This is a genomic window from Flammeovirga pacifica, from assembly GCF_000807855.2.
Lineage (GTDB): Bacteria > Bacteroidota > Bacteroidia > Cytophagales > Flammeovirgaceae > Flammeovirga > Flammeovirga pacifica.
Genome location: NZ_JRYR02000002.1, coordinates 64,526 through 79,911, shown reverse-complemented (window position 1 = coordinate 79,911; position 15,386 = coordinate 64,526). Strand labels below are relative to the sequence as shown.

Below are 15,386 nucleotides of genomic sequence, written 5' to 3'. Positions count from 1 at the left end.
CATCTATTCCTCTTAGGAATAGTATCTTTACGTTAGATACAGCTTCTTTCTACCACTATGCACAAAATAACTTTACTATCTGTTTTATTCAGCCTCCTTTTTTCTATTGATTTAGTAGGCCAACAAAAAACATATTATTGTCCTAAAAATTATTATTACATCAACGGAGATGCTAACGAACAATTTAGTGTAGGTGTAATGAAAGGGTATGATTCAGAAAAAGACAATTTTGCCCTTCAGATTATCAAACAAGATGGTAGTTATTCCAATTCTCCTATTGGACAATTTAGTGATATAACCGATATTAAATTGCATCCCAAATTGCCTCTACTGGCATTTTCTCTCCTCAATATTAATGAAGATAAACCAGGGAATTTAATTGTCTTTGATCTTGAAAAAGGTGAAATAAAAGCCAACTATTCCGGTAATTTCCAATCTATCTTTTTTATGGAAAACGACTCTTTGCTACTTACTCAAAGACGAGGAATAGGGACAACAAACTATATAGATGTCTTTAATTGGAAGGCTTATGCTAGGGTGGGTACTTTTAAGTTTAAAGAACTCAATGAATATCTGCTTACTCGTTTTGAAAATACACTTGTATACCAAAAAGGAGGTGGTTTTTCAGGTATTGAAAATCAATTAACCGTACTTGACTTAGACACTTTTGAAGAAAAATCAATAGCACTTGATTTAGTGAGTTTTAAAGAAAATGGTTCTATTAAATACAATAAAGAAGGAGAAATATTTATTCGAAAAGGTGACTCATTTATTGAAAAGAAGATTAAGAACATTTATCCCAATGGAATCAAGATCAATCAATTAGCCAATAGCTATTACATTGAAGACACAAAAGGAAATCATTTTATTTATTATTTAAACACTTTAAGTATAGGAAAACCCTACGACTTTATTTTTTATCAAGAAGGAGAAAAAAGAGTCCAATTAGTAGAGGATAAAATTGTGTTTATAGAAGGAGAACAAGTTCTCTCTTCACGAGATGCTCCCTTCTTTTTGAAAGGAAAAAATAAAAATTTAATTAAAACTTCTGTTCTTGAAAAAGGCATTTGGATTTATGATTTAAGCGGTATTCATTATGAGCCGTATCCTGTAGAAGGCTTTTTTAGTCCACCATTAGCCTCTAATATTAAAGTTCCTAACACATATCAAAAGTTAAACGATAACATCTATTGGATCAAAGAGAATTTACAGAAAAAGAAACAGACATTTGTATTTAAGAATGTCAACACTAATGAATTACCGATATCAAAAAGCTATCAATTTTCTAAGGATAGCATAAATAGTTTTTCAAAAAATGGCACTCACTTTACCATTGACCAAGACCGTGATATCTTATATGTTCATTTTAAACTTGATAAAGTAAAGCAACACGATTATATCGACGGTCTCACATCAATTGATTTAAAAGCTGATAGCATTATTCAATCTTTTTCGGGTTTTAATCGTCAGATGGAGCAACTTTATTTTAATCGAGTACAATATGATACGAAAGATTCTCTGTTGTATATTTCCTATCAAGGAGATTATGGTGATCCATCCAATATTTATCAATTGAATATAAATAATCCTTATGCTTTTGAAAAGAAAGAACAATTGCCAAAAGAATTTAATAAAGCAATACAAAAAAATATTTTCAAAGATCAATATTCAGACTTCACTTTTACTTATAAATCTAAAACGTATACTCCTTTAACTATTAATCAAAAATTAGAGGATCTTAATATTAATTTTAATGAAGGCATCTCCTATTTAATTTTACCAGAAGAGCAGCTCATCCTTATTGGATTTAATACAGATAACGGTTGGGGAGAACTCTTTATATATGATACAAAAACTTCACTAGAACATCCGGAATTTGTACAATCGTTTAGTATTGAAGGTAAGATTAGTCAACTTGAAAAGTACAAAGACCAATTGCTTATCGCCTTAAATAAGGGTGAAATTCAATTTGTAGATTTTCAGGCATTGAAAGAACAAGTTAAGCTAGATAAAAATCAATTTGCCAGTAATGATTTATCCGTATACATCAATCAAACTATCAAAAATAAAGTAGAAGAAATTGTATTTTTGGATGGTCGAAAAAAACTTCTTGGTAAAGATTATTACAATTTCATCCTTTGGGATTTGACTACAGGAAGACAATTAATGTTCGATAAGGCTTCCGATAAAGGAATATTTAAGGTAGAAGGTGATACTCTTATTTTTGGAAATCAAGAAGAAAATAAGCAATGGTTAATTAGCAAGAATAAACTAATTAGCGAAAAAGATGAGCCTACTTTACATATACAGAATAAAGAAGACCTCAAGTTATTTATTCAAAAAGAGAAGTTAGTAAAAGTCAACGATAATGACACTACCTTATTCGATATCAATAAGTTTACGTCTACTATTCAACATCAGAAATATTATTTTGATAAGCCTGAAAAAATAAAAAACACTATTCTAAGTGGTAGTATCAGTAAAGACAATGCCGTTCTATTATTTAACAATGGAGTGATAGGGGTTTACAATCCAGCTTTATCAAAAACTAAATATTATATTGATATCAACACCCAGACAAAGGTTACTACCCCTCCTACTAAAAGCAAAAATCTAAATTATGATGGAGCAATTGTTATCAACGAAAAACGTCAATCCATTTTTGTTAGCGGAAGTAAAGGCAGTTTATACGAGTTTGATTTAACTTCTGGAAGTTTAAAAGCCGAAATTATATCACCGAATAATTATTATACTATTTCAACAATTACAATAGATGGAGACCTTCTTGCCATTGGTGATACTCATGGAAAAATAAAATTATTTAGTCTGAATTCTTTACAACAAATCAATAGTTTTGGTCATCAGGTCGCTCAATCTCTTGATGTTGAAAAGAACGTAGAACCATTGAACCAACAAGCTTTTTATATCAATTATTCGACTACAGATTACTATGAACATAAATTAGTGAAAGTAGATTTTTCTCGAGATATTTTTTCTTTTGATGAAACGAGATTCGGTAGATATGTTGACCCAACTGAAAAGAAATCTGCCTATGGTTTAAATTCTCATAGTCGGTTCCTTACAAAATCAATAGCTATTGATAATCATGTGATTGGTATTGATTATGGAGAAAAAAGAAGTGTGCTTACTTATAATATCGAGAATAAAAGATACGACACTCTTTATCATTATCCTTTTAATGGAGAAGAAAGAATTTGGGATATATTCCAATCCAACGATGGGAAATATTTTGGTATTACAATCAATAAATCTCAAGATATATATAATAATAAAATTTCAGACATTTATATCTTTGATGCTGTGACCAAGGAGCAATTATACCATATTGAACCTAAAAAATTATCCTTTGGTCATCAAATTAAATCAGTCACTCTAACATCTAATCATCAATTATTTTTTACCAAAGATAAAAAAGGTGCTTTTGGACAAAATGAGTATTTTCAATATGATTTTGTGAATCAAAATGGTAAAGATATTCCCTTTGAACAGGTCGTTGATTTATACGGGAATAAAATGAATACACAAGGGGATATTTTAAAGTTAAATTCAAACGCTGTAGCTAGTTCTGATTCAAAATATATCTATATCATTAATTATGATCTTAATATTTTAATGGTGGATGTAAAGACGCAAAAGATCATAAAAAGTTGGCCAATTAATGATATCAATAGCATCTATGCCTCTTCTGTTAATTATAATTTGTTCTTGATTGGAGACCAAAAAGTCTTGGTAGGCAGTGATACTAAAGGGGCCATTAAATTTTGGGATATTGATGAAAACATTGGGAAATTGTTAGCGACAATGTACCTATCGCCCACACTAGATTATATTATTTATACTCCTGATTTGTATTATACTTCTTCTAAGACTATTGATAATATTTTAAGTATTAAATCAGGTAGTGACATCTATAAATTTGAACAATTTGATGTTTTACTTAATCGCCCCGATATTGTATTTGAACGTCTGAAATTTGTCAATCCAATGATGATTGATCGCTATAAAAAACTAAATAAACAACGTCTCTCTTTATTAGGTATTGATACTAAACAAGCCATACAAGAAGTACCTACTATTGATGTAAACGATCAAGATATACCTCTTTCTGTTGAGCAGGAGAGTATTGATTTAAACATTACTGCTGCATCAAAAAACATTGCACTAAATAAGCTAAATATATGGGTCAATAATGTACCTTATTTTGGTATTCAGGGGAAAGAAATTCAAGGTACAGACTATCAAATCAATCAAAAAATACCTTTATCAAATGGGCAGAATTACATCGAAGTTTCCTGTACAGATCAATACGGTAGAGAGTCGATTCGATGGTCACGATCTATCAATAATCAATTAAAAAGAAAAGCAAAAACGGTGGTGATTGGCATAGGTGTTTCACGACATCAACAGGCTGATATGAATCTTACTTATGCGGATAAAGATGCTATTGATTTTGCTCAAATTTTTAAAGATAATGCACAAGATTCTTCTGAAGTAGAAAGTTATGTGATCACCAACGAAGAAGTAAGTGTAGATAAAATAGAATCGCTCAAAGAAATACTTTTGAAAACGACAGTAGATGACCACGTCTACATTTTCTTTGCAGGACATGGTACTATTTACGATAAAGAATTGTACCTATCGACCTATTCCATAGATTTTGCACAACCTAGTAATGGGGGCTTGAAATACGCTACTTTAGAAGATTTAATTGATGGCATACCTGCACGTAACAAAGCAATATTTATTGATGCCTGTCAGAGTGGGGAATTATTAGAGGATGATTTTGATTTGGCCGATGGTGTAACAACCACTCATAGTGCGACTAACGTAAGAGGGCTAAAATTAAAAAATGCTTCTAAAAAGAAAAAAACATCTGATGACCCGATGTTAGATGATCTACTAAGTAATGTACCAAAAGAAAATACTATTGCAGATATAAAAAATGCTTTCAATGAAATTAGAAGAGGTACGGGTGCATTTATTTTTTCTAGTGCAAGTGGGTTAGAGTTTGCTTTTGAAGGTCAAAAATGGAAAAATGGCGTGTTCACTTACGCTTTATTATCCGGTCTTGCAGAATTAAAAGCGGACAAAAATGAAGATGGTGTCATCAATGTTTCCGAACTTCAAGAATATCTATTTAAAGAGGTTGCCCGATTAACGGATGGAAAACAAAACCCAACCAATAGATTAGAAAATATCAATAATGATTTTGATTTCTTTAGTAAAAAGAAGAACGACCAATAAATTTTATGACCACTGATATTTTAGAAATAAATAATTTTGTAGTACTTATTGATAGTACTGAAGCCCAAGAAGCTGAAATCTTTCATTGTAAAATTGATGAAGAGGTGATTGGAATTTCATTCTACGGGTCAGGAGAAGTAGAGTCTACTATCAGTTTTGGTGATAAAAAAGAAATAATACATAGTTCTAAAGGAATTGTTTTTTCTTTCTTTGGCAATGAAAAAGTAGAGGTATCACATCGTATTCATCAAAGTGAACCCTTGAGAAGCATCAATATTTTTTCTACGCTTAAAAACCTCAAACAATTACCTTCTTTTGAAAAAGAACTCTTTGAAAAAAACCTCCCATCTTTACTACAAACAAAAGCAGATTTTTTGTTAGGGCCTAAAAAACATCTGACACCAGCAATGCATGGTGCTATCATTAAGATATTTGAAACGGAGTTGGAAGGGGCAGCCAAACTATTTTTCATAAAAAGCCAAGTAATCGAACTGTTATCGCATTACTTTACAAGTTTAGTTGAGGTTTCTAAAAAAGAAGATCACTCTCAAATAGAATGGGTAAAAGAAATCATGGATCAAAATATTGAGACGCCTCCTTCTATTAACGAATTATCGAAAATGGTAGGTATTAATCATACCACACTTCAAAAAAGATTTAAAGAGATCTTTGGTGTGCCGATTTTCAAATATCTCCAATTACAACGTTTAAATAAGGCACATCAATTATTAAGTAAAAACGAATTATCTGTAAAAGAAGCTGCATGGAGGGTTGGTTATGAAAGCATCAGTTCTTTTTCTAATGCGTTTTATAAACAATATGGGTTTAGGCCAAGTGATGTTGCTAAATAATTTTTAGAACAAATCTTATCTTTTTTCAAACATCTAAAGCTATTACTGCCTCATTACTTTTGAGTTATTAATCATTAAAATCACAATGAATATGAACTCAAAAATAATCTCTATCTATTTATTCTTGGCAAGTACTATTGGTCTATATGTAGGCTTTATGCTTGTCTTTTTCCCTGCAGAAATTCAATCTCAATCAGATATTATTATTGGGAATAATATTAGCCATTTTAATGAAACTAGGGCTCCTGGAGCAGCTATACTTTTAGCTAGTCTGATTATTCTAATAGGGATGATAAAGCAATCTCTCAGAACATTTTCAATACAAATTGCTACTTTATTCTACTCTGCTTATGGCCTTGGAAGACTACTCAGTGTATTGATTGATGGCTTTCCTGCAGATGGTTTGTTTTACGCAATGATAGGAGAACTTTTACTTGGAGGCATCGGAGGTTTAATTCTTCTTCAACAAGGTAAATCAAAAGATCTGTCATCTGATCATTCCGCTTTATTCCCTCATTAAAAATAATAGGCTGTCTCAATATTTTTGAGACAGCCTAATGTAATAGAAAGTTATTGTTTAATGAATCTTACAGTAATTTTTTCGGAACCGGAACTTAGCATAATTAGATAATGTCCCGGCTGAAGTCCTTCCAACTTTTGGACATTATATAGTAAACTATTCGCTTCAATTATTTTTTGTTCTTGATAAACCTTTTTGCCCATTTTATCTATGATTGAAATAGATAACTCCTGATCCATCTGTAATCCTTCTAATTGAAGATTAACTTTATCGACAGAAGGATTAGGGAATACATGTGCAGTAAGTTTATTGTTTGATGTATTCAAGTTCACTTTTAAGGGACCAAATGATTCACTTTGTCCATCAAAATCATATTGATCTAATCTGTAATAAATTACATCAGAAGATGAATTTGGTGTATCAGTGAAAGTATAATCTTGACGGAAATTAGTATTTCCACTAGCATCTACACTACCCACTTTCTCCCAGTTTGTTTGATCAGTAGATCTCATAATTTCAAAGTGGGAAGCATTTTCTTCAGTGGCTGTAGCCCATTGTAAAACTACCGATGCGTTTGATGCTATCGCTTCAAAAGATATTAATTCCACAGGTAAATCAGCGACAAATTGGGCAGTGTTACCATTTTTGTCACAGGCTTCGGTACCATTTCCTCCATAATTTGCGTGGTCTGGATCATAAAACTCTGGGGCTTCTGATCCAACGCAAACTGTTGCACCATTGTCTACTTTTAAATCACTGTTAGAACCTGTATAAGTAATTCTACCGTTACCTCCTAAGATATAACTATTGTCATCAATTTGAATTTTAAGATTCGCATAGAAATACAAAGAATTCAGTTCACTTGAACCAGTCGAAGAGACAATAAAGTCTTTTTCGACAGTTACTATTGCTCCTCTTTCTACGTAAAGAATTGCTTGATCTTTAATAGATAAATTACTTAAATTTAGAGTAACTCCGGCTCTAACTAGCAAGACGCCATTATTCTCTACCGTAATACTTTTTTCACCATTTCCATCATAATCATAAGTACCTGAATTTAAATCTAAATACTCATTTGAAGAAACAGTTTGATCGTCGGAATCATCTGGTGTGATTGGGCTATATCCACCTAATAAGGGTTGTGAAAAGGCAGTATGTGCCACCATGAAAATAAGAAATAGAAATGTTGGGATTCGCATTGTCATTAATTGATAATATAACGTGTGTAAGAAAACTTATAATAACTTATCAAATTGTACGCTCTTTAAACACATTTTACATGATCAAAAGTTCAATATATTCTCATGATAATGTGATATTCTTGAAATATTCATATCACATTAACATATCATTTCTATTAATTAACATACTGGTGTGTATGGTGTTAAGTTCCTGCATGTACTAGATTTTAGAATTGTTGTTAATATCATAATTTAATATCAATTCGATTATAATATTTTTCTTAATTGGTTGCATTAAATTTTGATAAAGTAACCATTAAAATTGGCTGCTTTTTACCAATCATCTTGATTTTTCTATTCTTAAAGTATTAATTTGGTAATAAGTCTTTTTTACAACAAACACCTTCACTTTTGATGTTAAAACAATTTAGTCTAATCATTTTATCCTTTTTACTTTTTAGCTGTTCGGAACAGCCCAAAGTACCCACTATCGTTGCCGCTTTTGAAGGGCAACAAGTAACAGGTGTTACAGTAAGTACTAATGGAAGAATTTTTGCAAATTTCCCTAGATGGAGAAAAGGAGTTATGTCTTCTGTTATCGAAGTGGATCAGAAAGGAAGTAAAAAAGCTTTTCCTAATACAAAATGGAATGATTGGAAAATAGGCAAACAGATAAGTGATTCCACCTTTATTGCGGTACAATCTGTAGTGGCTTTTGAAGATGACTTATATGTACTAGATACTAGAAATCCACTTTTTGAGGGTGTGATTGGAGCTCCAAAAGTTTTTGTATTCGATTTAAAAAATAATCAATTAAAAAAGACGTATTCTCTTACACCTGGGACTTACCATCCTGAGTCTTATGTCAATGATTTAAGAATTGATAAAAAAAACCATAAAGCCTATTTCACAGATTCAGGTCATGCCGGATTAATAATTCTTGATTTAACTACCGGAAATTGCCAAAGAGTATTAGACAATCACTTTTCTACAAAAGCAGAAACAGATCATCTTACATTTGGTTCGACTAAATGGAAAAATATTGTTCATTCAGATGGGATTGCTTTAGATACAAAAAACGACCTTTTATATTTTCATTCACTTACAGGATACAGTCTGTATAGTGTTCCTACTTCAACTTTATTAATAGGAAGTGAAAAAGACATAGAAGAAAGTGTATCCTTTGTTATGAAAACTCCTGCTCCAGATGGGATGATTTTTGATCAAAAGGGCTTCCTTTATTTAGGAGATTTAGAACATGATCGAATCATGAAAATTAATCCTAAGAGCCATGATATGACTGTATTTGTTGAAGGTAGTAAAGTAAAATGGGCTGATACATTTAGTATTCACAATGGTCAATTATACTATACAAATTCTAGAATTAATGAAGCAGGTAATGATGTTAGTACTATTGAATTCTCAATTTACAAAGTTCAATTATAAATTTGATTGACATTGGCAAAGTAACTTATTTTGATAAGAGGATTTAATTAAATGTGTATCCTAATTTTTTTGCTCTACCTTTGATCCTTCGTAGATCATTTGAATAAAATTATATGGAAAAGCATCAGATACTTGACTTTGAAACAGAAAAATTAATACAACAAAATATTAAGGAGCATGGCTATCACATTGGGGTAATCGATGGTGATGAGTATCTCCCTGCTTATGCTTTTTCTATTGGCTTATCAAAAAATTATGATCACCCAGAAGTTATTGTTTTTGGTTTACCGAAAGAAGTAATGCAAGTGGTTCTGAATAATGTTTGTCAGGCCATCCAAAAGAAAACGTCCTATGCACTCAATAAAAATTATGAGGATGTTTTAAATAATTTCCCTGTTCAATTTATTAAAGTTGATAACTCGTATTTTCCAGATTATTTAGGTTACTGTTCTTTATTTTATGAAGAAGAGTTCCCTGCCTATCAATTAGTTTGGACAGATAAAAGTGGTGCTTTTCCTTGGGAAGAAAACTTTAATAAACAATGGAAATTTAACCAACCTCTTTTAGATAGAAATATTGATTTCAAATTTTATGAGGAAAGAAATTTAGGGGTTTACACTACAAAATATACTTTAGAAGGAAATCCTATTTTATGGGTTTACCACAACTTAGATGGATCTTGGGAATTACACAGTGAGGAAAATCCCGATTTTGATGATGCAAAATTAGTTAGTTTAGAATCATTGGTTCAAAATGACCATCGCTTAAATGAAGTCTTTTCTTTAAGCTTTGGTAAAGCAGCTTCGAGAGCAACTGTAGATGCCGATTGGGAGTTTTTTGAACACGGTGAATAATATTGTTTTTTCACACTACCCATGTTAAAACAATGGGTAGTGAGAAACATTTATTTTGATAACATCCATTTCGCTACATCAGGAAAACGAGTTCTCCAATAGGGTTCGAAATGGGCATGTCCAGGATATACTTCCGTTTTGTAATTTACTCCTTTTTGATACTTACTTTGATCAAAAATAGCATCTACTTTATTTTGATAAGGAGGATAATATTGATCTAATGTCTGATCACCTCTATCCATATAAATCAAATGATTTTTAGCTTTTGGAAGATGCTTCCCTAAATATTGATCGATAAAAGCACCTTCATCAAATGGCCAATGAGTAGAGAAACACATTGCGCCATGAAATACTTTAGGGTATTCACAAATACCAAACATACTGATCACGCCACCCATACTGGATCCTCCTATAAATGTATGTTTTTGATCAGTATATACTTTATAATTCTTATCGATAAAAGGCTTCAATTCTTTTACTAAAAATTGTAGGTATTGATCTCCAATGGGGCTTCCTATATACGATTTTTTATCGCCCACAGCACAAGAATCTAAGGTTGGATTAGGCTTAGACGCTGCATATTCTTTTCTTCTCTCATCAGTACAATCTACAGCTACAATTATGTAATTATCAATTTGATTTAATTGATATAATGAATCCATAGATTGTGCCACATGCCACCCCTTTCCCCAAGGTGCCCAATCGTCTATAAATACTTTTTGACCGTCGTGCATGTAGAGTACTCCAAAAGAGTCTTCTCCATTGTAATGCTTTGGTAACCAAACTCTTACCTCTCTTTCAGGAATATATTTTGAGGCTACTTTGTGATAAATATCTATCGTACCAAAATGTTCAACTACTTCTTTTTTACTGTATGAAAAATCTTGTCCATTTGATATCAAATGAGAGAGCATCAACAAATAAAATATATAGCGTACCTTATGCATAAGACTAGGTTTAAAAATGAAATAACGGAGGACTAAAAAATCCTCCGAGATAGAAAAACAAAATTAATAAATATGACTTACGGAATAAAATTCAGCCATTGTTCTTTGTACTTATCAGGTCTTGGTACAAATTCAAATTTCTGATTATTCTCTACGTATTGTTTATATATAGGCGTTGTTGGATCGATATCAAACTCTGTATAAATTCTTGGCTTTTTTATCTCCAACTTTTGATCTTTATAATGTGGGTTTTTTTGCCATTCTAATTCATTATCATCATTTAATAAAGGATAGAAAGCCAACCCTTTGTGTGCTCTTACATCGTCATAGTCAAAACCATAATCTCTATCGCACCATGCTCCAAAAGTCAATGGATTATCTGGATCTGCAGAAATTGTAGCATGTGCCCAAAAAGGAGGCACAATAATGACGTCTCCGGGTTCACCAATTACGGCATAACATCTACCAGGGTGATCTTTTGCATACTCTTGCATGTAGATCACAGCTTTTCCGCTCCAAATCTCATACACCTCAGGCGTCGACCAATTATTGGCATAAACAGATGTTTTATGTATGTGCCCCTGACTTCTTATTGGTTCCTTACCTAATCGACCTTTAGCATAGGTAACTAAACCAAATAATAAATGCTGATCGATTAATTGTTGTTGGTGATTTTCTTTTCCAACATCCATTGCAATAGAGTATACTTTAGAAGGTCCTTCACATTGAGGTTCTAAAAGACTCTTGCGGATGGCATCTAACGTCCTTACTTCTACTTGAGGGCCAAAACACCCTGTACCATAGTCAAATTCAAACGACTCGTAATTTGCAAAAATATTAATGCCTTGATCAAATACTTTTTCCATAGTTCTTTAAGTAATTGAGGCAACTACATCATTAAAAAAACACCTTGCCTAACTGTTTTTTTTAGTTGATTGTGCTTTTAAAATGATGTAATAGCAACCTCTTGATTCTAGTTTATGAGCGTACGTAAGCTTTTAATGTTGCACATTCTTTCCCCTCACTAGGGCCACATGGTCTAATCGTATATTCTCTGATATTCGCTGGAATGACAGCTACTTCTGCATAGTTCACTACAAAAGGTTCAAAAGCATCTGAAGGAGATTCAACCACCACTTGATCACCTTCTACCAAACAAAATACCTCTACCCCAAACGGTGTTTTATGTTGTACTTCTTTTGTAAACCAATGACGACGTGTTTCTATAAATTCTCTTTCATGTAACCCCGTTCTTTCTTCTCTCCATCCATCTCCTTGAGCTACTTGTTCTACAGCATTCACTAAGTTTTTCTTTGTCCATTCTGTAGTTCTATCCCACTGCATTACATTTTCTCCATGTTTTAAATTGATTGGTCTTGGTTTACCATCTAAACCAACACGTCCCCAATCCCAAAGTTTAAAGGTGAAAATGTAAGGAGTAGCACTAATTTCTAGCACCATTGAGTCTTTACCAGAACAGTGAATCGTTCCTGCAGGTATTAATACGTGGTCATGCTTTTTCACAGGGAAAACTTCTACATGTTTATCCGCATCAAATGGTTCAATTCCAGCTTGAGCCTTGTTCAAGTCTTCGATACATTCTTCTGGATTTACTCCTTCTTTAAAACCTAAATACACAATGGCGTCCTTTTTAGTATCCATCATGTAATAGCTTTCATCTTGAGTATAATGCAAACCAAATTTTTCTTGAATGTACTCTGTTAGTGGGTGCACTTGTAAAGAGAGATTTCCCCCATCCATTGTATCTAAGAAATCAAACCTAATAGGAAACTCATCTCCAAATCGACCATGAACAGCATCTCCCATTAATTCAACAGGATGCTTAAATACCACATTTATAGAAGGTAATTCTACTAATTCTCCATCTACTTCTAAGAGTAAACTGTTCTCTTCTGGTACACAGTTAAAGCACCAAGCATAATTCTGTTTCGATGGATCCAAATTACACTTTTCTTTCATCCATTGTCCTCCCCACGGGCCTGGATCAAAGAATGGAACCACAGAGAAAGGCTGATTGACCGTTTGTTTATATCCTACTAAAGCTGCCTCACCAGAAATCATTTTTGGAGCTCCCTTCAGGTTAGAATCTATTACTAGATCGATCTTATCAAAAAGTTTTTTCTTGTAACGGTCACATACTCTCCAATCTACAAAGAACCCTTGCTTATAGAGTAGCATCCAATCTTCTGTTGTTCTATTGCTTACCCCAAGGTTATCTACTTCATTTCTACGCATACGTTGTTGGATTTCCCAACGTGCCATATCAGCATAAACTAGCGTTTCTTCTCCTGTATAGAATTGCGCTGCACCTGGTCCAATTACGAGTACTGTATTACTTTCATTAGCTACAGCTTGTTGTGCCTCTTCTACTTTTTGAGTATCGAAGTAATCTTCCATATTTAGACGAGTTAAATAACCGAATATTCTGTCGTCTGTTACATCAGGATAGACCATTGTTTGAATGTCTTCCTCCGATTTCATCAATTGTTTGGTATAGATTAAACGCTCAGCATTTAGTCCTTTTTGAAGCTCCTCCATCAATTCTTCAATATGTACGCCTTGGTAAGTTTCTACCAGAATACGGTGACTCCCTTTTTTTGATACGGCTACTGATAAAATTTGCTGAGAGATGGCTTCCCATCCTTTTGCACAAGTATAATTTCCTTTAACCTTTACTGAAGGTTGATTATTGAACGCTGTCATTTATTTTTTTGAAATATTTGTCGTTTACTAAATAATTAATGCCCCACAAGGCTGTATTTTCTGTATGAGTAGATGCTTTGATGTCTACAGAATGATGTGCCGTCCATGCATACTTTGCTACCCATTCTTTCATAAATGGTAAAATGATGTCTTTAGAATTCATGATACCACCACTAACAATCACAACATCGGGGTCATAGGCGTGAATCATATTCACTATTCCTGCAGACCACACTTTCAAAATATTATCGATAACTTCTTTTGCGATTTGATTTCCCTCTCTCACTAGATCGAATAGCACTTTAAAATCAATTTCCTGAGGGCCGTTTAATAGGGTATGTCCCTCTTTTGCTTTTGCGATGAGTTCCTTCAACCTCCAAGAAGCTGACTGAGATTCTACACAGCCAATGTTGCCACAGTTACATTGATCTCCATGAACATTAATGGTAAAATGGCCGCCCAAACAACCTGCTTGATAATGCTTACCATGTAATAACTTTCCATTGATCATTGCTGCACCACCAATGCCCGTTCCTAGGGTCATCATCACTATATCATTTACCCCTCGTCCTTCTCCGTGTTGCCACTCTCCAACTAATGCTGTTCTGGCATCGTTTTCCATCACAATAGGCAAGTGATATTTGTCTTGTGCCCAAGCGTTAAAATTAAAAGAAGAAGCTTCTTCGTGTTTAGCATTAATGGCTAAGACTTTATTGTTGTCCACATCAATTATACCGGGCATGCACAAACCAATACCACCATATTCTGAAGGCATTGAGTTTGTTTTCTTCATCATCTCATCTATCATCTTTTCGATGGAATTCATCACCTTTAGAAAAGATTGATCAGACATTGATGGACCATTGCAAGCATAAAGCAGTTGATCATTTTCAATAATTCCTGCTTTAATATTTGTACCACCGAGGTCTATACAGATGTTTTTCATACCATCTCATTTTTAGTAGCCACTAAAGTAGGTGTACCTTCAATATCTTTGAGACGTGCCCCAAAGCCTTCTTTTTCGATAGTGCCATAATCATGTCCCGCCTCTGATGGCCAACAAGCGTTGAATACTAATTTCTCCTCTCCTGTATTGGCTACTCTATGTGCGATTTTTCCTGGGATATAATGAACAGAGCCAGGTGTCATTTCTTCTAGCCAAGTTTTACCATTTTCATCCATTAAAATCAAGGCTCCTTTTCCTTGAATACACCAATAGTATTCTGCGGTATCTAGCTTAGCATGAAAATGACCTCTTGTCATAAAGTATTCCTCATTTACTTTGCCGGGGAAGATGGTCGAGTTACCAAAATAAAGACCTCCTTCTTTTCCTTCTTCCACAGGCATAAACGCTTGTACTTCATAGATCAATTGCTCTTGATCCATAGATGCACGAGTGGCTTCATCTTCGAATACATTTTCGAGCTGACTTAATTTCTTTTGAGCGGTAATTACTCCTTCTCCTGAAAGTTTACCGGTATTGATTTCTAGTTGTATTGAAGGCATATGAATAGATGTTAGATTGAAAAATGTTCCTTGCAATCGTAAAAAATATTTGTTTTCGATGGATTGCTGATGGCAAGGTATTTAGTATGTTT

Annotated in this window: 11 protein-coding genes; 5 read left to right on the top strand and 6 right to left on the bottom strand. The window is 33.2% G+C overall.

All coding sequences use genetic code 11. From position 1 onward, the window contains the following. The first annotated feature begins 57 nt into the window (after positions 1-57). The 3 genes from NH26_RS19785 (at position 58) to NH26_RS19775 (ending at position 6,636) form a co-directional block, all read left to right on the top strand. The gene (locus NH26_RS19785; RefSeq protein ID WP_044217705.1) at positions 58-5,265 is read left to right on the top strand and encodes a caspase family protein; all 5,208 of its coding nucleotides are present in this window, start codon (positions 58-60) and stop codon (positions 5,263-5,265) included. Between the two features lie 5 nt (positions 5,266-5,270). Further along, a complete protein-coding gene (locus NH26_RS19780) occupies positions 5,271-6,116 on the top strand; it encodes a helix-turn-helix domain-containing protein (RefSeq protein ID WP_044217703.1) in 846 nt (281 codons plus the stop codon). A gap of 91 nt (positions 6,117-6,207) precedes the next feature. Then, a complete protein-coding gene (locus NH26_RS19775) occupies positions 6,208-6,636 on the top strand; it encodes a DUF4345 domain-containing protein (protein WP_158021980.1) in 429 nt (142 codons plus the stop codon). 50 nt (positions 6,637-6,686) lie between these two features. Here NH26_RS19775 and NH26_RS19770 read toward each other — a convergent pair whose 3' ends face one another. Continuing rightward, positions 6,687-7,835, bottom strand: coding sequence for a T9SS type A sorting domain-containing protein (locus NH26_RS19770; protein WP_158021979.1), 1,149 nt, complete (start codon positions 7,833-7,835; stop codon positions 6,687-6,689). A gap of 396 nt (positions 7,836-8,231) precedes the next feature. Between NH26_RS19770 and NH26_RS19765 the strand changes: the two genes are divergently transcribed. Both NH26_RS19765 and NH26_RS19760 read left to right on the top strand, forming a co-directional pair. Then, on the top strand, positions 8,232-9,263 hold the full coding sequence (locus NH26_RS19765; protein WP_044217696.1) for an L-dopachrome tautomerase-related protein: 1,032 nt from the start codon (positions 8,232-8,234) through the stop codon (positions 9,261-9,263). Positions 9,264-9,376: 113 nt separating this feature from the next. Beyond that, positions 9,377-10,117, top strand: coding sequence for a DUF4262 domain-containing protein (locus NH26_RS19760; protein WP_044217695.1), 741 nt, complete (start codon positions 9,377-9,379; stop codon positions 10,115-10,117). Positions 10,118-10,167: 50 nt separating this feature from the next. Here NH26_RS19760 and NH26_RS19755 read toward each other — a convergent pair whose 3' ends face one another. From NH26_RS19755 to NH26_RS19735, 5 genes are all read right to left on the bottom strand, one after another. Continuing rightward, positions 10,168-11,064, bottom strand: coding sequence for an alpha/beta hydrolase (locus NH26_RS19755; RefSeq protein ID WP_084812287.1), 897 nt, complete (start codon positions 11,062-11,064; stop codon positions 10,168-10,170). A 77-nt stretch (positions 11,065-11,141) separates the two neighbouring features. After that, complete coding sequence (locus NH26_RS19750; protein WP_044217692.1) at positions 11,142-11,930, bottom strand: glucose-6-phosphate isomerase family protein; 789 nt, start codon at positions 11,928-11,930, stop codon at positions 11,142-11,144. Positions 11,931-12,042: 112 nt separating this feature from the next. Beyond that, positions 12,043-13,788 (bottom strand): class I mannose-6-phosphate isomerase, encoded by a 1,746-nt coding sequence (locus NH26_RS19745; RefSeq protein ID WP_044217689.1) that lies wholly within the window; start codon positions 13,786-13,788, stop codon positions 12,043-12,045. Beyond that, the gene (locus NH26_RS19740; RefSeq protein ID WP_044217686.1) at positions 13,772-14,734 is read right to left on the bottom strand and encodes an ROK family protein; all 963 of its coding nucleotides are present in this window, start codon (positions 14,732-14,734) and stop codon (positions 13,772-13,774) included. Before NH26_RS19740 ends, NH26_RS19745 begins: the two co-directional genes overlap by 17 nt. Next, positions 14,731-15,294: a glucose-6-phosphate isomerase family protein gene (locus NH26_RS19735; RefSeq protein ID WP_052431739.1), complete on the bottom strand. Its 564-nt coding sequence runs from the start codon at positions 15,292-15,294 to the stop codon at positions 14,731-14,733. Before NH26_RS19735 ends, NH26_RS19740 begins: the two co-directional genes overlap by 4 nt. Between the last annotated feature and the right edge of the window lie 92 nt (positions 15,295-15,386).